This window comes from Bailinhaonella thermotolerans, from assembly GCF_003594875.1.
GTDB classification, from domain to species: domain Bacteria; phylum Actinomycetota; class Actinomycetes; order Streptosporangiales; family Streptosporangiaceae; genus Bailinhaonella; species Bailinhaonella thermotolerans.
In genome coordinates, this window is the sequence record NZ_QZEY01000001.1 from 436,679 (window position 1) to 458,610 (window position 21,932).

25 protein-coding genes are annotated in these 21,932 nt (G+C 73.8%); 11 read left to right on the forward strand and 14 right to left on the reverse strand.

All coding sequences use genetic code 11. The annotated features are described in order from the left end of the window. Nucleotides 1-38 precede the first annotated feature (38 nt). A complete protein-coding gene (locus D5H75_RS02120) occupies nt 39-392 on the forward strand; it encodes an ArsR/SmtB family transcription factor (RefSeq protein WP_119924582.1) in 354 nt (117 codons plus the stop codon). Nucleotides 393-681: 289 nt separating this feature from the next. Here the strand turns inward: D5H75_RS02120 and D5H75_RS02125 are convergent, their stop codons facing one another. From D5H75_RS02125 to D5H75_RS02140, 4 genes are all read right to left on the reverse strand, one after another. After that, nucleotides 682-1,050, reverse strand: a complete 369-nt coding sequence (locus D5H75_RS02125; RefSeq protein WP_119924583.1) for a S24 family peptidase — start codon at nt 1,048-1,050, stop codon at nt 682-684. A gap of 188 nt (nt 1,051-1,238) precedes the next feature. After that, entirely contained in the window at nt 1,239-2,102 is an 864-nt protein-coding gene (locus D5H75_RS02130) for a carbon-nitrogen hydrolase family protein (protein ID WP_119924584.1), read from the reverse strand. Between the two features lie 70 nt (nt 2,103-2,172). Next, nucleotides 2,173-2,604: a pyridoxamine 5'-phosphate oxidase family protein gene (locus D5H75_RS02135; RefSeq protein WP_119924585.1), complete on the reverse strand. Its 432-nt coding sequence runs from the start codon at nt 2,602-2,604 to the stop codon at nt 2,173-2,175. A gap of 846 nt (nt 2,605-3,450) precedes the next feature. Then, on the reverse strand, nt 3,451-4,425 hold the full coding sequence (locus tag D5H75_RS02140; protein WP_119924586.1) for a saccharopine dehydrogenase: 975 nt from the start codon (nt 4,423-4,425) through the stop codon (nt 3,451-3,453). 104 nt (nt 4,426-4,529) lie between these two features. Between D5H75_RS02140 and D5H75_RS02145 the strand changes: the two genes are divergently transcribed. Next, on the forward strand, nt 4,530-5,135 hold the full coding sequence (locus D5H75_RS02145) for a TetR/AcrR family transcriptional regulator (protein WP_119924587.1): 606 nt from the start codon (nt 4,530-4,532) through the stop codon (nt 5,133-5,135). Between the two features lie 136 nt (nt 5,136-5,271). On the opposite strand, the gene D5H75_RS41185 is transcribed toward D5H75_RS02145, so the two are convergent. Both D5H75_RS41185 and D5H75_RS02155 read right to left on the reverse strand, forming a co-directional pair. Beyond that, on the reverse strand, nt 5,272-5,721 hold the full coding sequence (locus D5H75_RS41185; protein WP_202637737.1) for a hypothetical protein: 450 nt from the start codon (nt 5,719-5,721) through the stop codon (nt 5,272-5,274). Continuing rightward, nucleotides 5,718-6,737: an alpha/beta hydrolase gene (locus D5H75_RS02155; protein WP_202637738.1), complete on the reverse strand. Its 1,020-nt coding sequence runs from the start codon at nt 6,735-6,737 to the stop codon at nt 5,718-5,720. The genes D5H75_RS41185 and D5H75_RS02155 overlap by 4 nt, the downstream gene beginning before the upstream one ends. Nucleotides 6,738-6,824: 87 nt before the next feature. Between D5H75_RS02155 and D5H75_RS02160 the strand changes: the two genes are divergently transcribed. Beyond that, on the forward strand, nt 6,825-7,460 hold the full coding sequence (locus tag D5H75_RS02160) for a TetR/AcrR family transcriptional regulator (protein WP_119924588.1): 636 nt from the start codon (nt 6,825-6,827) through the stop codon (nt 7,458-7,460). A 77-nt stretch (nt 7,461-7,537) separates the two neighbouring features. Here D5H75_RS02160 and D5H75_RS02165 read toward each other — a convergent pair whose 3' ends face one another. Beyond that, nucleotides 7,538-8,908 (reverse strand): MFS transporter, encoded by a 1,371-nt coding sequence (locus D5H75_RS02165; protein ID WP_119924589.1) that lies wholly within the window; start codon nt 8,906-8,908, stop codon nt 7,538-7,540. Between the two features lie 88 nt (nt 8,909-8,996). Between D5H75_RS02165 and D5H75_RS02170 the strand changes: the two genes are divergently transcribed. Then, on the forward strand, nt 8,997-9,962 hold the full coding sequence (locus tag D5H75_RS02170) for an RNA polymerase subunit sigma-70 (protein WP_119924590.1): 966 nt from the start codon (nt 8,997-8,999) through the stop codon (nt 9,960-9,962). A 33-nt stretch (nt 9,963-9,995) separates the two neighbouring features. Here the strand turns inward: D5H75_RS02170 and D5H75_RS02175 are convergent, their stop codons facing one another. After that, complete coding sequence (locus tag D5H75_RS02175) at nt 9,996-11,348, reverse strand: helix-turn-helix domain-containing protein (RefSeq protein ID WP_202637739.1); 1,353 nt, start codon at nt 11,346-11,348, stop codon at nt 9,996-9,998. A gap of 232 nt (nt 11,349-11,580) precedes the next feature. Here D5H75_RS02175 and D5H75_RS02180 point away from each other — a divergent pair, with 232 nt between their 5' ends. Beyond that, nucleotides 11,581-11,826: a hypothetical protein gene (locus tag D5H75_RS02180; RefSeq protein WP_119924592.1), complete on the forward strand. Its 246-nt coding sequence runs from the start codon at nt 11,581-11,583 to the stop codon at nt 11,824-11,826. Beyond that, nucleotides 11,823-12,125, forward strand: a complete 303-nt coding sequence (locus D5H75_RS02185; RefSeq protein WP_119924593.1) for a hypothetical protein — start codon at nt 11,823-11,825, stop codon at nt 12,123-12,125. Before D5H75_RS02180 ends, D5H75_RS02185 begins: the two co-directional genes overlap by 4 nt. A gap of 99 nt (nt 12,126-12,224) precedes the next feature. On the opposite strand, the gene D5H75_RS02190 is transcribed toward D5H75_RS02185, so the two are convergent. Beyond that, a complete protein-coding gene (locus D5H75_RS02190) occupies nt 12,225-12,668 on the reverse strand; it encodes an SIR2 family NAD-dependent protein deacylase (RefSeq protein WP_119924594.1) in 444 nt (147 codons plus the stop codon). Nucleotides 12,669-12,882: 214 nt separating this feature from the next. Between D5H75_RS02190 and D5H75_RS02195 the strand changes: the two genes are divergently transcribed. The 5 genes from D5H75_RS02195 to D5H75_RS02215 all read left to right on the forward strand — a co-directional run bounded on the left by D5H75_RS02195 (nt 12,883) and on the right by D5H75_RS02215 (nt 15,920). Further along, entirely contained in the window at nt 12,883-13,209 is a 327-nt protein-coding gene (locus D5H75_RS02195; protein ID WP_119924595.1) for a PadR family transcriptional regulator, read from the forward strand. Next, nucleotides 13,206-13,562 (forward strand): DUF1048 domain-containing protein, encoded by a 357-nt coding sequence (locus D5H75_RS02200; RefSeq protein ID WP_119924596.1) that lies wholly within the window; start codon nt 13,206-13,208, stop codon nt 13,560-13,562. Before D5H75_RS02195 ends, D5H75_RS02200 begins: the two co-directional genes overlap by 4 nt. A 1-nt stretch (nt 13,563) precedes the next feature. Continuing rightward, nucleotides 13,564-13,890, forward strand: a complete 327-nt coding sequence (locus D5H75_RS02205) for a DUF1048 domain-containing protein (protein ID WP_119924597.1) — start codon at nt 13,564-13,566, stop codon at nt 13,888-13,890. 477 nt (nt 13,891-14,367) lie between these two features. Continuing rightward, nucleotides 14,368-15,162 carry an ABC transporter ATP-binding protein gene (locus D5H75_RS02210; protein ID WP_119924598.1) on the forward strand — a complete coding sequence of 265 codons (795 nt, stop codon included), beginning with the start codon at nt 14,368-14,370 and terminating at the stop codon, nt 15,160-15,162. Next, nucleotides 15,159-15,920, forward strand: coding sequence for an ABC transporter permease (locus D5H75_RS02215; protein WP_119924599.1), 762 nt, complete (start codon nt 15,159-15,161; stop codon nt 15,918-15,920). The genes D5H75_RS02210 and D5H75_RS02215 overlap by 4 nt, the downstream gene beginning before the upstream one ends. Nucleotides 15,921-16,152: 232 nt before the next feature. Here D5H75_RS02215 and D5H75_RS02220 read toward each other — a convergent pair whose 3' ends face one another. The 5 genes from D5H75_RS02220 to D5H75_RS02240 all read right to left on the reverse strand — a co-directional run bounded on the left by D5H75_RS02220 (nt 16,153) and on the right by D5H75_RS02240 (nt 21,931). Beyond that, nucleotides 16,153-17,523 carry an MFS transporter gene (locus D5H75_RS02220; protein ID WP_202637740.1) on the reverse strand — a complete coding sequence of 457 codons (1,371 nt, stop codon included), beginning with the start codon at nt 17,521-17,523 and terminating at the stop codon, nt 16,153-16,155. Between the two features lie 147 nt (nt 17,524-17,670). Continuing rightward, nucleotides 17,671-18,342: an SDR family NAD(P)-dependent oxidoreductase gene (locus tag D5H75_RS02225; RefSeq protein ID WP_119924600.1), complete on the reverse strand. Its 672-nt coding sequence runs from the start codon at nt 18,340-18,342 to the stop codon at nt 17,671-17,673. Then, entirely contained in the window at nt 18,314-18,940 is a 627-nt protein-coding gene (locus tag D5H75_RS02230) for a hypothetical protein (RefSeq protein ID WP_119924601.1), read from the reverse strand. The genes D5H75_RS02225 and D5H75_RS02230 overlap by 29 nt, the downstream gene beginning before the upstream one ends. Before the next feature lie 155 nt (nt 18,941-19,095). Next, nucleotides 19,096-19,989, reverse strand: a complete 894-nt coding sequence (locus tag D5H75_RS02235; RefSeq protein ID WP_119924602.1) for a DNA-processing protein DprA — start codon at nt 19,987-19,989, stop codon at nt 19,096-19,098. A 334-nt stretch (nt 19,990-20,323) separates the two neighbouring features. After that, entirely contained in the window at nt 20,324-21,931 is a 1,608-nt protein-coding gene (locus D5H75_RS02240; protein WP_119924603.1) for a beta-N-acetylhexosaminidase, read from the reverse strand. Nucleotide 21,932: the final 1 nt, after the last annotated feature.

The window sequence follows — 21,932 nt, forward strand, 5'->3', positions numbered from 1 at the left end:
CGATGTTCGTGAAACATCGAACAAGCTACCATGGGCGGATGAGACGGGCACATCACCCCGAAGCGGGTGAGATCACGCTGACCGGGGTGATGGCCGCCCTCAGCGACCCGATTCGGGTGGGGCTGGTGCGGGTGCTGGCCGACGGCCGTGAACGCGGGTGGGGTGAGCTGCAAGCACCGGTGGCCAAGTCAACGCTGAGCCACCACCTGCGGGTGCTGCGCGACGCCGGGCTGACGCGCACTCGGCAGGAGGGGACCCGCTGCTTCGTGGTCCTGCGGCGGGAGGACGTGCAGGCCCGCCTCCCCGGACTGCTCCAGGCGGTGCTGGCCGCGGCCGAGGAGGATGACATCGGCCGGCAGGTGAGCGTGAAGGGCGCCGAGCGGCCCGCCTGATCCCCGGGGCTCCTGCCGGGGCAGGCGAAGAAGGTCTCGGTGAGGGCGATGCCGTGGCGTTCGGCGAGGGTGAGGGACTGCCGGGGCACGAGCAGCGGCGCCCGCCGTATGTGCTGGCGGAAGCCGGGCGAGCGGAAGCGCAGGTCGAAGGGGTGGTGGCCCTGAGGCCGGGTGCCGTCACCAACCGCTCGCCTTTACACTGTAGATTCATCCTTGCCCGCCATCAGGATCCGTGCGGGCGAGACGCCGCGGCGGGCCGCGTACGGCCTCGCCGCACTCCCCTGCCGGATCACGCGGGGGCGTCGGGCTCGGCGGGGGCCGCGACCTTGGCGGCGGCGCCGGGGCGCGGGACTCCGGCGACGGTGAGGCAGATCCCGAACACCCGGGCGTAGCTCGTCCAGCCGTTGATCCCGCCCCGGTTGTTGCTGATCTGCACACGCCCCCGCGCCGGATCCAGGGCCGAGACCCGATGCAGGTACACCGCACCGGCGACCCGGGCCAGGACGATGTCCCCGACCTCAAGCGCGGCCGGATCGACGGGCGCCACCGTGACCAGGTCACCGCTCTTGATCAGCGGCACCATCGAGGAACCGGTCGGGCGGAACGACACCGTGGCTCCCCCGGCCACCCGCGCGGCGACCACGTCCAACTTCCCCATCGAGCGCACAATGCGCCGCCCCGCCGTACCCGTCAAGCCCCACCCCGCACCGCCCGGTCCCCCCGATGCCCGGAGAACTGTCCGCCTTCGCGCCCACCCTCGTGCGCGGCGGCGGCGAGTCGCCGGGGAGGGGCGTCGGGTTCGGCGCGTCGTCGCCTGGGAGGGGGCCGGGCGGCCGTCCGGGGGGATCAGGTGAGCTGGAAACGGGTCCGCGGGTGGGTGGTCGTGTCGCGCAGGTCGCGGAGCAGGGGTTCGGAGTCGCGGGCGGCGAGCAGCACCTGAGGGTCGAGGTCCGCCGTGATTAGCTCGGGCCGGTCCGGGCCCGCCTCGGCGAGCAGCCGGCCATCAGGGCCCCAGATGGCGCTGGATCCGCAGGCGTTCCAGCCCCCGGTGGTGCCGATGTGATTGGACAGCACCGCATAGCAGGTGTTGTCCAGGGCCCGCGCCGGGAACCAGGTGCGCGACTCGTGGTAGCCGTTGCCGACGCTGAACAGGGCGCTGACGACGTAGGCGTGGCAGCCGTCCAGCGCCGCCGCGCGGGCGTGCTCGGGGAAGCCGGAGTCGTAGCAGATGCCCAGTCCCAGGCGCCAGCCGTCGATCTCCAGGGTGCACCCGGCCGCGCCCTCGCGGTAGATCTCGCGTTCCGACTGGAACAGTTGCTGCTTGTCGTAGCGGGTGACCAACTCCCCGTTCGCACCGATGACCAGCGCCGAGACGTACAGGTCATCCTGGTCGTGGAACGCGGCGCCGACGATGGCGGCCGTGCCGGTCTCCCGGCACGCGTCGGCGATGGGCTTCAATCGCGGGTCGTCGGGCTGTACGGCGTAGCGCCGTGGGTCGGCGTGGATGAGGTCGGGCTCGTAGCCGCTGAGGAACTTCTCCGGGAAGACCACCAGGCGGGCCTTGGCCCGGGCCGCCTCCCGGATCATCTCCGCCACGGTGGCCGTGTTGGCCTCGATGTCACCGGCCTGCGCCTGCGCCTGTGCGGAGGCGATACGGATCGGACGTGAGGGAAGCGGGTGACCGCCCGGCCGACCTGCGACTTCTGTCATGGATCTCGATCTTAGTGGTGGACTTTCCCCGCGCCTCGGGCGGATGGCGGTCTCGCCGGCCCAGGACCGTTCAGGAGATGTCCAGGGCCGTGCCGTACAGGCGGGACACCTTGATCCTGATCACCACGCGCTGCTCCCGGGCCTGCTGCTCCAGGAAGGCGGCCGGGTCGGGCTGCTCTCCCGCGAAGGCCAGGAGCTCGTCGGCGGCGTCGGACACCTCGGCCTCGCCCTCGGCGACGGCGAAGGACCAGACGTCGGGGCCGTTGACGTGCAGGGCGACGTGCGGGTTGTTGCGCACTTGGCGCGCCTTGAGCCGGCCGGCCGTCGTGGAGATCCTGATGATCCGCGCGTCCGGGTCCCACCGGTACAGGACCGTGGACATGGCGGGGTGGCCGCTGCGCTTGACCGTCGCCAGCACGCCGAACCGCTGCCCGCCGAGCAGTTTCAGCAGTTCCTCCTCGCCGAGCGGCCGAGGGGCGGGACCGGACTGGTTCTCGTTCATTCTTCTCCCCGATCAGACGGCGCGGCACCAAGAGGCGCGCCCTCGCTGGACGTTCGATCTTCGACACAAAGACTGTAACAGATAGTTTCGTTGTAGACAATTGGCGTCGTGCACCGTGGCCCGGCCTCTGGACGAGCTGCCCCCCTCGACGCCGCCCGGCAGTCCACCCTGACGCTCGACGTGCCGACCCTGGCGCGGCCGGCGCGCTGGAGGCCCGCGGCGCCGTACCGCCGCACACCAGGAAGCGCGCGCTGCCGGCCGAGATCCACGCCTTCACCGAGCGGAACCTCGCGATCCGCGCCCGGCCCCGGGACACGGTCGCCGCGGCCCACCACATCTCCCCGCGCCACCTGCATGAGCTGTTCCACGCCGAGGGCCGCACCGTCGCCGCCCGGATCCGCCGGCGCCGGCTCGAACGCTGACGCCGCGACCTGGCCGACCCCCGCCTCGCCGACCAGCCCATCCGCGCCATCGCCGCCCGATGGGGCTTCACCGGCCCAGCCCTTTCAGCCACGTCTTCCGCGCCGCCTACGACCTGGCGCCGCGCGAGTTCCGGCGGCAGTACGCGCCCGGCCGCGCCGGCGGGAACTAGGCGCGGGCCGACCGGCGGCGGACGGGCCGGTCCCGCCGCAGGCAGGCCTGACACCCGCCCCGGGTACGGCGGGGCGGGTGTCAGGCGGCGCCGGCCTCCTCGCCGCCATCGGCGTCCTCGTCCCGGATGAGGGCGGCCCTTCCCGGCCACGCTCCTCGACCGGACGCAACCCGGCGGCCGGGGTGCATCCTCGGCCGGCGTACGGCTCCGCGGGGCCGGGGCGGCTCGGGGGCCGGGGCCGCGGGGGTGGGGGGTTACGCGGCGGTGATGGTGGCTCCGATGGCCGTCATCCGTTCGACGGCGACGGCGGGGTCGAGCAGGGCCTCGGGGGTGTGGAGGCCGGGGCCGGCGGGCTCGCCCGTCAGGCCGAGGAGCCGCTCGACGCCGAGGGCGATGCCGAGGGCCGTGAGGGGGCGCTGGCCGTCGGGGTGGACGAGGTGATGGCGCGTGCGAAGGGGGGCGCCGGACGGGGCGGTTCCCGCAAGGTCGATGAGGACTTCGGCCGAGGGTGGGCCGCCGCGTCGCCGGCTGGCCGTGGCGCCGACGGCGAGGTCGAAGTGGACGTCGTTCGCGCCGGTGGCCAGGGCCAGGCTCGGGACGTCGAGGGTGGCGACCCGCTGGCCGGGCAGCGCGACGCCGTCGGCGCTGGGCACGCTCACCTCCGCCTCGGCCCCGGTGACCCAGGTGAAGGCCCCGCCCCGGCGTACGAGGCCCGCGGAGGTGATGGCGCTCAGGCGTTCGAGGTCGTCGAGCGCGGCCGGGCCGCCGGCGTCCTGGTCGTCGAGGACGGCGGCGATCCGGACGGCGTCGAGCCGCCCGAACTCCCGCGCGAGGTCCATGGCCGCGAGGACGACCAGGCCGACCAGGTAGTGGCTGGCCAGCAGCACCGGCGCGGCGGTCGCCCGCTGAGCCCCGGCGACGACCTCGGGGGCGATGTCGGCCAGGCCGCTGGAGATGCTGAGGTACGGCAGGCCGCGCTCCTGGGCGTACCGGAGCCCGTGCAGGTGGGAGTCGCGCACGGCGGCGACCACGGCGGAGTACGCGTTCTCGGCGGGGAGGCCGAGGCCGGGGCGCTCCAGGTCGAGGGTGACGGCGGTGGCGTCACCGAGTTCGCCGGCGACGCGCCGGGCGCGGCCGAGGTCGCGGCCCGCGATGGCCAGGGGCAGGTCGGGGTGCCATTCCCGGAGGAGCCGGGCGGCCCCCGAGCCCGCCTGACCCGAACCACCCATGATCAAAACCGGCTGCTTCACGCGCTGAGTCCTCTCATCCAGAAAGCTACATTTTGTAGCCTACATTTTGTAGCCTAAGCTGGACTCAGCACGCAAGGAGGACGATGGGGACACAAGGGACGCGCCTGTCCAAGCAGGCGAGGCGGGAGCAACTTCTCGACGCGGCGACCGCGATCGTGCGCGACCAGGGGGCCGCCCACCTGACCCTGCCCACGCTGGCCGAGGCCGCCCAGGTGAGCAGGCCGATCGTGTACGACCATTTCGGCACCCGGCAGGCACTGCTGATCGCGCTCTACCGGCGGCTCGACGAGCAGTACCGGGCCGCGCTGACACGGGCCCTGGCGGACGCGGGGACCGGCGCCCGCGGGGTCGCGCGGCTGATGGCCGAGGCCTACCTCACCTGCGCCACGACCATGCCGGAGCTGAACGCGATCTCCGCGGCGCTGAAGGGGAGCCCGGAGATGGAGGCGATCCAGCACGAGCTGCTCGACGACTACATCGAGCTGATGACCGCCGCGCTGGCCCCCCACACCGGCCAGGGCGCCGAGTCCCTCCGGCTGCGCTGCGTCGGCGTGCTGGGCGCGGCCGAGGCCATCGCGGCGGAGCTCAACCACGGGCGCACGACCACCGCCGGCGCGATCGCCGCGCTGACCGACGTGGTCACCGGCTGCCTGGTCGCCGGGCCCGGCCGGAACGGCGCCGCCGGCTGACTCCGCTCCCGGCCGGGCCCGGCGGTGATCCGGCCCGGAAACACCCGGCCCGGAAACACCCCGGCCGCCGGGCCGCCCTGACGGTGAACCCACCGACGGCGCGACCTCGGCGGCCCGGGACTCGCCGGAGCCGGCTTCACTCCGGGCGCGGCCGCCTCCACAACAGCGCGACCGCCAGGAGCCCCGCCAGGCAGGGGGCCATGCCGATCCAGCCCAGGGCCGGCGGCAGGCCGGTGTCGCCGGAGGTGTCCTGGGTGAGCAGCCCGGTCAGCCCGACGACGACGCCGAGCGCGAGCAGCACCGTCGCGGCGGGGCGGGCCCACCGCTTGCCCCGCCTGACGGCCCATGCCGTACAGAGCCAGGAGATGACGCCGAGCGCTCCGATGGCCGACAGCAGGACCAGGTAGGTGTTGACGGCCGAGTCGACCCGCGCCGGGGAGTAGGCGGGATAGCCGGCGTGGATGTGGTCCGCCAGCAGACGGGTGGTGGCGTCGTCAGCGTACGGGGCGATCGCCGCGAGGACGGTGAGGCCCAGGCCCGCGTACATCGCCGCGACGGCCCCGCGTTCATGGGATGTTCCGGTCATCGGGTTCCTTCCCTCTCGTCTCCCGCGGTGAGGTGGGCCCGGAGGAACCGGAGGATGTCGGCGCGCGCGGCGTGTGCGGCCTCGGCCTGCTCCGGCACGCCGGGCAGGCTGAGGAACGCGTGGCCGGCTCCGGGGTATTCGATGAGCCGCGCGGACGTCCCGGCCGCCCGCAGGCGTTCGGCGTAGCGGCGGCCGTGATCGGCGAGCGGGTCGCGGGTCGGCACCAGCACCAGCGCCGGGGCCGGCGCGTCCGGGACCTCGGCGTACAGCGGCGACACCGGCCGGGGGTCGGTGCCCGGCGGCACGGCGAGCCGCTGGAGCAGCCGCAGTTGCGGCACGGCCAGGGTCGGCGTGTGGGCGTGCTGAGCCATGGAGGGGTGGTCGAACATCGTCCCCGTCACGTCGGTGAGGGGGTTGACCAGCACCTGCGCCCGCAGGCGCGGGCCCGCCCTCCCGGCCCGGATCGCCGCCAGGGCACTGATCAGCGCGCCGGTGCTCTCGCCGAACACGGCGGCCCGCTCCGGATCGACGCCCCACCTCGCGGCGTGCTCCACCACGTGCCGCAGCACCTCCCAGCCGTCGTCGGCGGCCGCCGACAGCGGGGTCCGCGGGGCGAGCAGGCGGTGTTCGACCGAGACGACGACCGCGGGCAGCCGGGCGGCGAGGTGGCTGTTGATCCAGTCGCTCTGCGTCGCCGTGCCCACGAAGCCGCTGCCGTGCACGTGGAGCACCAGGGGCAGGTCGTCGGCCCCGCCGGGCGAGGGGCGGTACACCCGCACCGGGATCCGGCGGTCGGGCAGCGCCACCTCCCGCCAGTCGATCGCGGCGCAGGGGTCGCGTTCCCCCAGGATCGCCCGCGAGGAGTCAGCGGCCCGCCAGCGGTTCTCCGCCTCCTGGTAGGCGACCAGTTCCTCCTCCGTCATCGCCGTGAAGTCCGGCTCCGGCGGCCGCTCCACGACGGTGACCTCACTCAGGGGCTCCCCCTCGGGCAGGGGACGGTTGGCGGTGAAGGCCATGAGTCTTCCCTTCTCAAACCTACGCCGTAGATTTCACCTACACCGTAGAATCTACGGCGTAGGTTTGGCAACCGAGGAGGAGCAGACGTGACCAGACGCACACGGGGGACCTCGGCAGGTCTCGACCGCGCGCGGATCGCGGCCGCCGCCGTCGCGCTGGTCGACCGCGACGGCCTGGACCGCTTCGGCGTACGGCGCCTCGCCGACGACCTCGGGGTCGACCCGATGTCGATCTACCACCACATCAAGGGCAAGGCGGCGCTGCTGGACGCGGTCTCCGAGGCCGTGATCGCCGAGATGGAGGCCGGCGCGGAGGAATGGCCTGACGACTGGGAGCAGGTTGCCCGCCGTACGGCGCACGACTACCGGCGGATGGCCTACCGGCACCCGCGGGTGTTCCCGCTGCTGGCCACCCGCCCCCAGAGCTCGCCGGCCGCCCTGGCCGCCGTGGAGCGCCTGGTCGCCGCGATGCGCCGGGCCGGCCTGCCCGACCAGGTGACCGCCGACGCGCCGACGACGCTCTTCGGCTTCCTCAACGGCTATCTGCTGGCGGTCCTCAGCGGCGGCCCCGGCGGGCCCGCCGACCCGCCCGCGATCGACGCCGCCGCCTACCCGACGATGGCCGCCCTCGCGCCCCTCCAATCCGGCTTCGGCTCCCCGGCGGAGTTCGACCGCCTGCTCGGCACCGTGCTGAGCGGCATCCGGCACCAGGCCGCCCGGTAACCACCTCCCCGACCCCCGCCCCGCCCCGCCCCGAGCATCCCCACCGGACGCGCCACCGGCGCTGCCGGCTGGATGAGTCAGTGGCGGGCGGGGGTGGGGTGAGGTCGGGCGAGGGGGCGGGTGGGGAGGAAGAGGGCGGCGGACAGGGAGGCGGCGGCGAGCAGGGCGCTGATAGTGAGGGCGGCCGTGAAACCGGCGGTGAACTGGTGCGGGGTGGCGAGGCCGCCGGTCGCGGAGAACGCGGCCACCAGGGCGGCGACTCCGCACGCGCCGCCGAGCTGGCGCAGGGTGGTGTAGGCGCCGGAGGCCTTGCCCATGTCGGCCGGGGCGACGGCGCCGAGGACGGCGCTCTGCGTCGCGGGGATCGCCGCCGCCACGCCCGCGCCCGACAGCACCAGCGGGATGACCATCCGCCAGTACTCCAGGTCGGGCGAGGCGATGGCGGCGATCCAGAACATGGACGCCCCGTGCAGGGCCATCCCGGCGACGAGGAAGGGGCGCTCGCCGTACCGGGAGATCAGGCCGCCCGCCAGCCGCGGCACCAGGATCGTCATGGCGCCCCACGGCACGAGCTGGAGCCCGGCCACCAGCGGCCGCGAGCCGAGGCCGGCCTGCAGGAACTGCGCCATGTAGTAGAGCGAGCCGAAGGTGGACGCCCACAGGAGGAAGATCGACGCGTTGCCGGCGGAGAAGGCGCGGGACCGGAACAGGCGCATCGGCAGCATGGGCTCGGGGCGCCGCAGCTCGGCCGCCACGAAGGCCCCGGCCAGCGCCACGCCCGCGATCAGCGGTACGGCTTGCGCCCTGACCAGCCCGAAGACCAGGGCGAACGCGGCTCCGGCGGCCAGCGCCAGCCCGGGCAGGTCGATCCGGGCGCGCGGGCCGTGGCTCTCGGGGACGAGGCGCGCGATCAGCGGGATCATGACCGCGACGATCGGCACGTTCAGCCAGAAGATCCACCGCCAGGAGAATCCGTCGACGACGGCGCCGCCCAGCAGCGGGCCGACCGGGACGGAGGCGCCCACCACCGCGCTGAAGGCGCCCAGCGCCCTGGCCCTGCCGGCCGGCGGGACGGCCGTCCCGAGGAGTGCCAGCGCCAGCGGCATCACCGCGGCGGCCCCCGCGCCCTGCGCGGCGCGGGCGGCGATCAGCCAGCCGATGTCCGGCGCGGCCGCGCATGCCGCCGAGGCGACGCCGAAGATCACCAGCCCGGCGGTGAACACCCGCCGGCGGCCGAACCGGTCCCCCAGGGCGGCGGCCGTCAGCATGAGGACCGCGAAGCTCAGGGTGTAGGCGTTGACCGTCCACTCCAGTTGCTCGCCCGAGGCGCCGAGCCCGGCCTGGACGGTGGTCAGCGCGGTGGACACCACCGTCGAGTCCAGGCCGACCAGGAGGGCCGACACGGCCACCAGCCCGACGACCCATCGCGAGGTACGTGTTTCGCTCATGTCAGGCTGAGACACCGTCGGGCCGGAAATCAGACCGTTCCGTTTCGGCCTCGTCCGGTGTCATAACGGGGGAAGGAAGGGAGCCTCCGTGTCCGACCATGTCCAGCCGCGCGCCGCCGACGCGTTCGCCGAGCTCATCGAGCCCTACCGGCGTGAGCTGCACCTGCACTGCTACCGCATCGTCGGCTCGCTCGCCGACGCCGAGGACCTGGTGCAGGAGACCCTGCTCGCCGCGTGGCGCGGGCGGGAGGGGTTCGAGGGCCGCTCATCCCTGCGGACCTGGCTGTATCGGATCGCGACCAACCGGAGCCTGAACGCCGTGCGTGACAACGACCGCCGCCCCCGGCAGGGGCCCGTCCGGCTCCCCGAGCCCACGCGGCTGGCCGAGCCCCTCTGGCTCGAGCCGTACCCCGACAGCCTCCTGGACGACGCGCTCACCGCGCCCGCGGGTCCCGAGGCCCGTTACGAGACGCGCGAGAGCGTGGGCCTGGCCTTCAGCACGCTGCTCCAGCGCCTCCCGCCCCGGCAGCGGGCCGCCGTCGTGCTCTGCGACGTCCTCGGCTTCCGCCCGCAGGAGGCCGCGCCGATGCTGGACAGCACCCCGGCGGCGGTGAAGGGCCTGCTGCAGCGCGCCCGCGCGACGCTGGAGGCGAGCGGGGACGAGATCGCCGCGCCGCCGTCGCCGCGAGAGCGCGAACTGGCCGGCCTGTTCGCCACCGCCCTGGAGGAAGGCGACACCGACGGCCTTCTCTCGCTGCTGACCGACGACGCGTGGCTCACCATGCCCCCCGAGCCCTACCAGTACCAGGGCCCGGTCGCGATCGGCGAGTTCCTGCGGTACCGGGCGGCGCTCCGGGGCGGCCCGCTGCACGCGGTGCACACCCGCGCGAACGGGCAGCCCGCGCTGGGCTGCTACCTGCCGTGCCAGAACGGCGCGGGCGCCCGGCCGTACGGCCTGCTCGTGCTGACCACCACGGAGGCGGGCATCTCGGTGATCACCTGGTTCCGGGACACCGGGGTCTTCCCCTACTTCGGCCTCCCCCGCTCCCTGTGATCACCCGCCGGCGCGCGCCGTACCCGAAGCGGGTCAGCGCGGGGAGGCGTCCACGGCCCGCCGCGCCTCGGCGACCCGCTGCCGGGCGGCGCGGGCGCCCGCCAGCGAGGATCGCGCGAGGGCGTTCTCGACGTCGGCCAGGTGCGAGGCGGCGAACCGGCTGATCGCCCGGGCGGCGAGGTCGGCGGCGCGCTCGGCGTAGTGCACGGCCTGGGCGTGATCCCCCACGCGCGCGGTCGCCAGCGCCGCCTCGCTGTAGAACACCGCGGCGCGCCGGGGCGGCTCGCACGCCTTCGCGCACGCCGCCAGCTCGTCGACGAGGGGCAGGGCGCGCGTCTCGTCGCCGGCCAGGGCGTAGACGCGCAACTGCATCGACCGCAGGCGGGCGTCGTTGAGGAACCGCACCCACGGCCGCGCCTGCGGCTCGCCGGTGTGGTAGGCGGCCTCGGCCCGCCGTATCAGGCCGGTCGCGGCCGGGTCGCCGAGGGCGGCGGCCTCCTCGGCCTCCCGGGCGAGCAGCCAGGCGTCCACGAGCGGATGCCGCCGCCCGTCGACCGCCTCGCGCGCCTCCGAGAGCAGCGCGCGGGCGTGGACGGGCGCGTCCGGCCCGGTCTGCATGTACGACCGGTACGCCGCCGCGCAGACTCCGACCAGGGTGTCCTCGGTCTCCTCGGACACGGTCCGCGCGGCCCGGAAGTAGCGCGCGGCCTGCCCGGCGTGCCCGGCGTCCCAGCTCGCCCAGGCGGCCAGCACCGCCGTCTCCCCGGCCGCGCGCGCCAGCCTCGCCCGGACCGGGCTCCGCGGGCACGTCTCCAGCAGCGCGGTCACCTCGCGCAGGTGGGCGGTGAGCCCGCGCATGAGCACCGGCGCCGGGAGCATGGCCTCGATCAGGTGCCAGCCGGCGGTGCGGTCCTCGATCAGGGTCAGCGTCTCGTCCGAGAGGCCGCGGGGACGGGTCAGGGCGCGCTGGAGCCGCTCGCCGAGGTCGGGCACGTCGATCGTGGCCGACGCCGACACGGTCGTGGCGAGCTGCAGCAGGGTACGTCTGTCGATCATCACTCCGAGCCGTCCCACCATCCAGGCCAGCGTAAGCAGGTCGGTGGTGAGAGCGCCATCGCCGGGTTCGCCGGGCTCGCGGCCCGTCCAGGGCAGCAGCGAGGAGAACTCCTCCCCCGTGTCGAGTTCGGCGTCCAGGCGCGCGGCGGCCTCGCCGTCGAGCGGCCGCTCGCCCAGCTCGACCATGCGCAGGGTGGACTGGCTGAGGTAGACCCTTCCCGCCAGTTCGCTGAGCGAGAGGCCGGCGGCGGTCCGGCGGTGGCGGAGGCGCGCGCCGAGGTAGTGCCGGAGCGACCGGTAGGGGTCGAGGTCACGCGGCCGCTGGCCCATCCCCGTTTTCCTCCCGACGCGCATGCGCACACCGGGATGTGCGCATGCGGCCTCTCGACCTGGCTGAACGTCCCCGATGTAATGGGACCGTACCTCTACCCGACACGATCCGCCATTGAACGGCGACAGATCGCGACGACCGAGGGTGTCCCGGCGGTGTGACGGAGGGGCCCTCTGGTTCGCCCTTCCCGCGGCGCCGCACGCCGCGCCCGCCCCCTTCGTCGGAGGAGACATGGCCACGTTGAATCAGGTCGCCGAGGATTTCCCCGGCTGGACGGCCTTCCGCAGCGACGCGGGCCGGTGGTGGGCGTCGCTCCGGCGGGAGCTGACCCGGCACGAGCTGGCCACGAACTGCCACCGCGTGGTCGACGCCGACGACCTGGACACGCTCGCCGAGAGGCTGCGCGAGCAGGAGCGGCGGCAGGCGCTGGCCGCCCGCGCCGGGCGGGCGGATCCGGGTGTCAGGAGCGCGTCGTGACCCGCCGCTGGAAGGACCGCCAGGGTGTTCTCGCCCCGGACGACCTGCGCAGGCTGGAGGCGTGGGCCTCGCTCTACCCCACCTGGGTGATCAGCCGCCGTGAGGACGGCGCCTGGGTCGCCGCGCGGCGGCGGGCGCTGACCCCCGCCGAGGAGCAGGCCGGGCTGACGGCGAGGCTGACGGCGGCGACCCTGGCGAAGCTCGGCTGGCTCCTGGCCGACCAGGACCACCGCTCCATGCTCACCCGCCCCTGGCTGATCAGCGTCCGCGCCCCGGCGGCCCCCGACCCCCGCCCCTGAGCCCGCCGCTCCGCCGGCTGGGCGCGGGCCGGGGACTGGGGACATGCCCCGACCGGCCGGCCTGCGGAGAACCCGCCGCGGGCCGGCGTCGTCCGGCGGTCAGTGACCGGCGGGCCGCGCCGTCAGTTCGCGGAGGGCCTCGCCGAGAACGGCGGCGTCGTCGCCGAGCACTTCCTTCTCGAAGGTCGAAGCGCTGTCGCGCCACGGCTGGGCGTTGACGAGCACCCGGACCGCGCCGGGCCGGCAGAACCCGATGAGCCCGGCGGCAGGGAACACCGTGCCGGAAGTGCCGATGGCGATCCACACGTCGGCGTGGCGGGCGGCGCCGATCGAGGCGCGCATCCGGCGTAGTTCGTTCCAGTGCTCCCACGCCTGCCGGGCCTTGCCATGCCAGCGGGACGCGCTCGTGAGCTTCGCGATGCCGGGGCCGCGGTCCCACATGCCGTCGCCACCTCGATACACGGGCAGCCCGGAGGGGGCGGAGATACCGGCTCCGGTGAGGACCGCGAGCCGGGGTCTGCGCTCAGCGGCGGCGTCGGGCATGTGATCATTGTCGGCCCTGGCGATGTCTCATGCCACCGCGTTTCCGCCCCGACCCGCGCGAAGCCGTCCCCGCGCGGCGTTCCGGGCCACGAGAGAGCGTTCCGCGTCGATCCCGCGGTCCGCGATGCCGTACGGCTTGCGCCGGGCTACTACTTAGTGGCACTGTATAGTGGTACTCAGTACCACTGAATACCGTGAGGGGGCGGAAGGGCGTTTGGACAACCTGACGGAGATGCTGAAGGGCACGCTGGAGGGTTGCGTACTCGAGATCATCAGCGGCGAGGAGACCTACGGGTACGCCATCACGCGCAGGCTGAACGAACTGGGCTTCACCGACGTCGTCGAGGGAACCGTCTACACGATCCTGGTGCGGCTGGAGAAGAACGGGCTCGTCCAGGTGGCGAAGCGGCCGTCCGGGGTGGGCCCGCCGCGCAAGTTCTACACGCTCAACGACGCGGGCCGCGAGGAACTCGCGAGGTTCTGGGCGAAATGGGAGTACATCACCTCACGGCTCGACAAGCTCAGGGAGGGCGGGAGATGAGCTTCTGGGACACCATCACGGGCAACGACCTCACCCGGGAATGGCAGGAATTCGAGGTCCGGGCCGCGGCGTTGCCGGCCGGCCACCGGGCGGCCTGGGAAGAGATCAAGGGGCACATCCTCTCCTACTCGGACTTCACCGGACGGAACCTCATGCCGATCCTCGACAGCGCCCTGGGGCTGCTGGAGGAGACGGCGTCCGACGGACTGGACATTCACGAGGTGCTCGGAGACGACATCGGCGGCTTCTGCGCGGCGCTGGCCGGAGGAGAAGGGGCCCGGACCTTTCGCGACAGGTGGCGCGAGCAGTTGAACAGGAACGTCGCGAGGAAACTCGGCCGGCTGGGAGGTTGACGTGGGAATCCACGACATCATCGAGGGAAAGAGGCAGTGGCGGGCGCACTTGGCGCGGATCAAGGCGCTCCCGCGCGATTACCAGATCGTCTACAAGGAGATCCAGCGCTACTTCTTCAAGGTCGGGCCGGTCGGGCTGGCCGACGGGTCCCTGCTCCCGGACCTCCTCGACTTCTTCGAGGAGGGCGCCGCGACCGGCAAGGGGGTCCTGGAGCTCATCGGTGACGACGTCGCGGCCTTCGCCGACGGCCTGATCAAGGACTCGCGCACCTACGCGGAGATCTACCAGGAGTCCATCAGCGGCGAACCCGGCACGCCCGGGAAGTAGGCGAGACCCATCGCGCCAAGGCGCCGGCGGGAGCCTTGACGACCGCGCGATGAGGAAGACCCCGGCCACCATCGCGGCCAGGGCCGCAGCGACCAGGGCACGGCGGGCGGGGCCACGGCGGGCGGGGCCACGGCGGGCGGGCGCCGGAAGGGCGCCGCGGGTTCCGCCGAACCATCACAGCAGGTTCCCGCCGAGCCGTCACCGCAGGTTCCCGCCGAGATGTACGGCGACGCGCGGCCGGGCCGCGAGCGCACCGAGCCCGCGGCCGCATCCACCACACCACACCCACACCCGGCGTCGGCATGCCCCGGGGCGGCTTGGCGTGCCTCATGACGCCTTCGGGCGGAACCCGGCGGGCTCCGTGCCGCCGACGGCCGACCGATCACACGCGCCTCCGCGGACTCCCGCGAGCGCGCCCCCCTCCCCCGGCCCATCGCCGCGGGCGAAGACACCCCCACGAGAGGACAGGACGGTCCGATGACGACACAGCGAACACCCGCGATCCAGGTGCGAGGCCTGGAGAAGTCCTACAAGGAGTTGAAGGTGCTGCGCGGCGTGGACTTCACCGTGGCGCCGGGCAGCATCTTCGCGCTGCTCGGCTCCAACGGGGCGGGCAAGACCACCGCCGTGAGGATCCTGTCCACGCTGCTTCGGCCCGACGCCGGGACGGCCGTCGTCAACGGCTTCGACCTGGCCACCCAGGCCGCGAAGGTGCGCGAGTCGATCAGCCTCACCGGGCAGTTCGCCGCCGTCGACGAGATCCTGACCGGGCGGGAGAACCTCGTGCTGGTCGCCAGGCTGCGGCACCTCGCCGACCCCGGCAAGGTCGCCGACGACCTGCTGGAGCGGTTCTCGCTGGCCGACGCGGGCGGCCGGAAGGTGGGCACCTACTCCGGCGGCATGCGCCGCCGCCTCGACATCGCGATGAGCCTCATCGGCGATCCGCCCGTCATCTTCCTCGACGAGCCGACCACCGGCCTCGACCCGCAGGCCCGGATCGAGGTGTGGCAGGCCGTCAAGGACCTGGCCGCGAACGGCACCACGGTGCTGCTCACCACCCAGTACCTGGACGAGGCCGAGCAACTCGCCGACCGGATCGCGATCCTGCACGAGGGCCGCGTCATCGTCAACGGCACCCTGGCCGAGCTCAAGCGGCTGCTGCCGCCCGCCAAGGTCGAGTACGTCGAGAAGCAGCCCACCCTCGAAGACGTCTTCCTCACCCTCGTCGGCGCCCCCACCGGCACCGGCGCCATGCCCAAGGACCCCCGATGACCAAGCACTTCCTCGGCGACACCGCCACCCTGCTGGGCCGTTCCCTCCGCCACATCGCCCGCAGCCCGGACACCATCATCACCACCGTGATCACGCCGATCGCCATGATGCTGATGTTCGTCTACGTGTTCGGCGGCGCGATCAGGACCGGCGCGGACTCGTACGTGAACTACATGCTGCCCGGCATCCTGCTCATCACGGTCGCCTCGGGCATCGCCTACACCGCGTACCGGCTGTTCATGGACCTGAAGGGCGGCATCTTCGAACGCTTCCAGTCCATGCCCATCGCCCGCTCCTCGGTGCTGTGGGCGCACGTGCTGACCTCGCTGATCGCCAACCTGATCTCGGTCGTGGTCGTCGTGCTCGTCGCCCTGCTCATGGGCTTCCGCTCCTCGGCGGGCGTGGCGGCGTGGCTCGCGGTCGCCGGCATCATCGCCCTGTTCACCCTGGCGCTGACGTGGCTGGCCGTCATCCCCGGCCTGTCGGCCAAGACCATGGAAGGCGCGAGCGCGTTCTCCTACCCGCTCATCTTCCTGCCGTTCATCAGCTCGGCCTTCGTCCCCACCGACACCATGCCCGGCCCGGTCCGCGCCTTCGCCGACCACCAGCCGGTGACCTCCATCGTGAACACCCTGCGCGCCCTGTTCACCGAGCAGCCGGTGGGCGCCGACCTCTGGATCGCCCTGGCCTGGTGCGCCGGCCTCCTCGTCCTCGCCTACGCCTTCGCCGTCACCACCTACCGCCGCAAGATCTCCTGACCCCGTCCGCGCCCGTCCCCGCCGAGCGGCGGCCGCGGCCCCCTCCGCGTACGGCCGTGGCCCACGTGGTCACGGCCGTACGCGCCGTCACGGCCGTACGCGCCGCGCCTCCCGTCTGCCGGGCATCGGCCGGCGTCCTCGCACGCGGCCCCGCGAGAAGCCATGACGAGCTCGCCCGGACCGTGGCGGCGATCGAGAACCGCGGCTGGTCACCTACGACTGAGGCCCGTCCTCAGGTGCGGGGCGGCGCGTCCGGGTCCGGCGCCGGCCTGGCCTGCGCGGGCGAAGCCGTGGTCCGCCCGGGCGCCGCCGTGGCGCTCGCGGAAGCCGGGGCGGCGCGGCGGATCCACGGCAGGGCTCCCGCCAGCAGGATGGCGCCGCCCAGCAGCCAGGGAATCGGGCCGTGCGGCAGGACGCCTATGAGCAGGCCGGTGAGGGCGACGGACAGTTGCAGGGCCAGGGACTGGACGGACAGGGCGGTGGCTCGGCCCGCGCTGGTGACCCGGCGGTGCAGGAGGTCGTTCTCGCTCGGGCCCGCCGAGCCGAGCCCGAGGTACACCAGGCCGTAGCCGGTGGCGGCGAGCGCCGTCGCGGGGGCTCCGGTGAACGCGGCGGTGACGCCGAGGATCAGCAGGCCGGCGGCGCCGGTCGCGAGGCCGGCGAGGACCGCGCGCTCGCCGCCGCCCGCCAGGCGCGCGACGAGCGGCGCGAGATGGCTCCCGAGGGCCGAGCACACGAAACCGGCGCAGGCGAGCGCGGCGAAGACCACCGCGCCCGACTCCGGCGCGCCGGTCAGGGCCGCGACGCGGCGCGGGGTGAGCAGTTCCATGGCGGCCAGGGCGCCGCCCGCGGCCGCCGCGCTGAGGAGGACGCGGCGGACCAGCGCGTCCCGCGCGCCCAGGCTCAGCCCGCCGGCGATGGTGACGGGGATGCCGCGCAGCACACCGCGCGTGGTGGCCGCGGGGCGAGGCGGCTCGCGCAGGGCCGCCAGGACGTACAGCGCGAAGACGACCTCGAGGGCGGCGGCCAGCAGCATCGGGACCGACAGCGGGAGGACCAGCCCCGCGGTGGCCTCCCTCAGCCGCGCGCCCGTGTCCGGGCCGGTCGTCAGCAGCCAGGGTACGGCGCCGCCGAGCAGGGTGCCGGTGGCCAGCGCCGCCGATGTCGCGGTCTTGCCCGCGGCCAGGCCCGGGCGCAGGTCGGCGCCGGGGCCGGAGCGCGCGTGGACGGCGTCGACGTACCAGGCTTCGGCGGGCCCGCTGGACAGCGCCCGGCCGGCTCCCATGAGGACCATGCCGCAGGTGAGCGGCGAGGCCGTGGTGCCCAGGCCCAGGAGGATGAGGGCGGCCAGGTTCAGCAGCCCGGAGGCGGCCAGCACGGTGCGGCGGCCCAGGACGTCGGACAGCCCTCCCGTGGGCAGCTCCAGCACGGCGGTGGTGACCGAGTGCGCGGCGAAGAAGGCCGCGATGGCCGCGAGGGACATGCCGCGCTCGGTGAACAGCAGGATCAAAGGCGCGATGGTCAGCCCGGTCGGCAGCCAGAAGAGCGCGCAGGCCGCGGCGTAGCGGCGACGCGCGGTCCGGGTGTCCGGCGGCTCACTCACGACGCGTCCCGATCGGGGTTGGGATCGTGGGTTGCGATTGTACGGGGCGAGGACGAGGACGATCCGTGCGAAGCGGGCACCTGGCCGAGGCCAGGTGAGGGTCCTCCCCGCGCGCCTGGCCGCCGTGGCCCGCGGCGATCGTGGTGCTCAGAGCTCCTTGCGCAGGCCGCCGTCGATGACGAGGTCGGAGCCGTTGATGTTGGGGGCCTTGCCCGAGGCCAGGAACACGACCAGGGCGGCCACCTCGGCGGGTTCGGTGATGCGCCCGGTGGACATCCCGAGCGTGGCGGGCAGTCCGTCGAGGAGTTCTTCGCGTGAGACGCCGGCCCGCCGCGCGAGGGTGTCGCCGGTGCCGCCCGGTTCGGTCCACACCGCGGTGCGCACCGGGCCGGGCGAGATGGTGTTGACCCTGACGCCCCGGGGCCCGAACTCTTCGGCGAGGGTCTTGCCGAGGTTGACCAGCGCCGCCTTGGCCGCGGAGATGTCCGCCAGGTGGGGTACGGGGCGCCGGGCGTTGACGGAGGCGATGTTGACGATGTGGCCCTCCCGCTCGATGAGGCCGGGGAGCGCGGCCCGGGTGGCCCGGATGGCGCTGAACAGGGTCAGGTCGAGGGTGTGCCGCCAGTCCTCGTCCGAGACGGACAGGAACCCGCCCGGATAGGGACCGGCGGTGCCGGCGACGTTGTTGACCAGCAGGTCGATGCCGCCGAGTTCGGCGATCGCCCACTCGATGAGCTGGCCGGGTACACCATCTCGTGCCCGTGTGGTGGGGTGGCGCTGCCGCTGGAGGCTACGCGGGGCGGCAGAGGCAGCAATGATCGAAGGTGAAGGGCTCTTCCTGTGCCCAGGCCCAGATACGGGTGTTCGCGTCGTTGTAGCGGGTGGCGATGAGCCGGGCGACGACCAGGGCGACCACGGAGGCGGCGCCGGCGCGGCGCAAGGCGGTGGCGGCGCTCTGCACCCGGCCGCCTCCCACGTAGAGGTCCTCGACCAGCAGGACGTTCTCCCCGTCGAGGCGCTGGCCGGGCATTACGGCGAAGGCGTGCTCCGCCGGCCGGGCCGGCTCGACGAGCCGCGCTCCGGCGTCGGGCAACAGAACAGGGCGGTACAGGCACCCTAGCGGGGGGACCAGGGAAACCACCGCGCTCATGGGGTTGCCGAAGCGGACGGGGTCGCTGGAGTCGGTGAGGGGGATGGTGGTCACCCGGTCGAAGCCGCCGCCGGCCAGGCTCGCCAGGCAGGGAGAGTGCGTCCGGTAGAAGCGGAGGATGGTGGCGGCCAGGAACCTCTTCCAGTCCACACCGTGCGGCGCCGCCTCGGGGTCGGCGTGCTGCCCGACGACGTCGTACAGCATGTTCTGCTGGTCGACGCACAGCGAGATGGGGACGATGTGCCGGGTCGGATACGCGACCTCCATGCTGACCCGGCAGCCCGCGCAGACCTCGCCCGGCCGGGCGCTGTAGGGCTCGTTGGGGCCGCTGTGACAGACCGGGCAGACGCCGGGGCCCGCGGGAGGGACCGCCCAGTAGTCGCCCAGGAAACGCTGCGTGATTCTTCGGGCTTCCTCGGCGGTCAGCGCTTCATCAGAATTCGCAGCACACTTATCGAATTGACCGCCTGGCTCAACAGTTCGTCAATGTCGGCGACGACAGAGACCCCTCCCCTGCGGGCCAGGCGGCGCAGCCACGGTTGTTCCCGGTGCAACCGATGGGGCACCAGGAGATTCTTCCCGTGGTTGAGCGCGATCCGGCCCTGGGCCGCCGGCCTGCTGCCGTCCTGCCCGTCCACCAGAAAGACGTCGACGGCCAAGCCGCTGGTCAGGACGGCCGCGCGCAGTGTGGTCTCGGCGCTGACCTCATCCCCGGGCCAGCAGGATGACACGACGGCGCCGGCCTGGGCTATCCGCGCCGCCAGACCTTCATCTCGGGCCGGCACGCCGATCCCGTGGTCAAGGACGGACAGAGTGCGTCCACCAGCCGCCAGCGCCGCCTCGTGGACGGCCAGATCGAGGTCGCAGGCCGAGCCGGCCACCACGGTGATTCCGGCATGCGCCAGCGCGATGGCCGCCCGCCGGGCGAGCGGGATCGACCGGGGCTCCTGACCGGCGATGGCGATCGCGTGGTACTCCCGGGGACGGAGCTCGCCCCGCACCCACAGGAAGGGTGGCAGGTTGTGAACGGCCGCCAGGTTCACCGGATACTCCGGTTCCAGCACCGTCACCAGTCGCGCCCCCGCGGAGTGCCCGGCGTCGAGCGCCTCCTGTGCCCTCGCCAGATCCCCCGGGCCGAGCCGGGACAGGAGGTCGGCGGCGTATGCCCGGCGCTCCTTCCGCAGGCCGACGACGTCGCCGTCCATCAACCGCAGCGCGCTCCCGCTCGCCTGGATGAGCCGGGAGGCCGGTCCCGGAGAACCGGCGGTGAGCTTGGCGAGCGCGAGAACGGCCGCCTGCTCCTTGGCTGAGATCATCGTCTACTCCCTCCGCCGCCCGGGATGAGGGGCGCCTGCCGTACACACGGGGACAGGGATCGAGCGTGGCGCCCGCGGCGATTGATCGCCTCCGGTTCGACGGATGCGGTTTGGCCCGAACCTGACCAAGCAGGCGGTTCGGTACGGCGCCACGGGCGGGGAGCCGCGCGGGAAGCCGGGGGCCTCCGGCATCGCCCCCGCCCGGGCGGGAAGGCCGGGCATGGGGATCCGGCCGAGCGCCGCCGGCGCCACAGGGGCCGGGAGGACGGCGGCGGCCGCCTCCATCGGGGAGCCCTGTGGCGCGCGTCGGCACACGGCAGCCGCCGGTCGAGGGTTACTGGCGGCGGAGGTTGCTGGTCCAGTTGTCTATCTTGATGCGCCAGCTCTCCGGGTCCTCGGGGCGGCCGGGGACGCCGGGGCGCTGCTGCCAGGGCAGGGGGCCGTCGGCGCGGCGGTACTCCACGCCGATGGCGTCCAGGCGGGGCAGGTGGGCGGCGAGGCGGTCGCGGAAGCCGGGCAGGTCGCGCTCGGGGGCGCTCCAGACCGTCTCGGCGAAGGCGGCCAGCCGCGGGAAGACCATGTAGTCCACCCTGCGGCTGGAGTCGATCAGCTCGGTCCACACCCCGCACTGCGCGCCCAGCACGTGCCCGGCGGCGGGGTCGCCGCGCAGCTCGGCGGGCACGGGGTCGAACGCGTAGACGTCCTCCAGAGTCAGGACGGTGCCGAAGGGCACCGGCTCGTCGTCGCCGGGGGCCTGGCGGTAGTCGAGGTAGACCGAGGTGTTCGAGCAGTTGACCACGTCGTGGCCGCTCCGGGCGGCGGTCACCGCGCCCAGGTCGCCCCGCCAGGAGGCCACCACGGCGCCGGGCGCGAGCCCGCCCTCCAGGATCTCGTCCCAGCCGACGAGCCGCCGGCCGCGCTCGCCCAGGTAGGCGTCGAAGCGGTGGATGAACCAGCTCTGCAGTTCCTCCTCGTCGCGCAGGCCCAGTTCGCGGATGCGGCGCTGGGCCGCCGGGCTGGCCTTCCACTGGTCCTTGCGGCACTCGTCGCCGCCCACGCACACGTACTCGCCGGGGAAGAGCTCCAGCACCTCGTCGAAGACGTGCTGGAAGAACTCGATGGTGCTCTCCTCGACGTTGAGCACGTTCTCGCCGACCCCCCAGGTGGTCCGCACCTCCAGGGGCGTGTCGAGGTTGCCCAGCTCGGGGTAGGCCGCGATGGCGGCCTGGCTGTGCCCGGGGATGTCGATCTCGGGGACCACGGTGATGTGGCGGCGCGCGGCGTAGGCGACGATCTCGCGGATGTCGTCCTGGGTGTAGTAGCCGCCGTGCGGGATGCCGTCCATGGCGCCGTTCCAGCCCATCTGGCTCTCCCGGCGCCACGCCCCGACCTCCGTCAGCCGGGGGTAGCGGCGGATCTCCAGCCGCCAGCCCTGGTCGTCGGTGAGGTGCAGGTGGAGGATGTTCAGCTTGTGCAGCGCCATCAGGTCGATGAAGCGCAGCACCTCGTGCTTGGTCAGGAAGTGGCGGGCCACGTCGAGGATGCAGCCCCGCCAGCCGAAGCGCGGCGCGTCCTCGACGTACGCCCCGGGGACGGCGAGGGGCCCGCCCGCCGCGGCCCTGCGGAAGGCCGCGGCGGGCAGGAGCTGCCGGAACGTCTGCGCGCCGTAGAAGGCGCCGGCCGCGTCGCCGGCCTCGATGAGCGCGCCGTCGTCGCCGACGGTCAGCCGGTACGCCTCGGGGGCCAGCTCGGCCCGCGCGAGGGTGATCGTCCCGGGGCCTGGTGGGGCGGGGAGCAGTTCGCCCCCCGTCACCGGCGCGAGCTGTTCCCGCAGCCAGGCGGCGACCTCGCGGAACGCCGGGTCGGCGGTGAGCGCCGTCCGGTCGTCGAGGAGGAGGCGTCCGGGCCGGGGCTCGTGACGGAGCGGCTTGGGCACGATCATC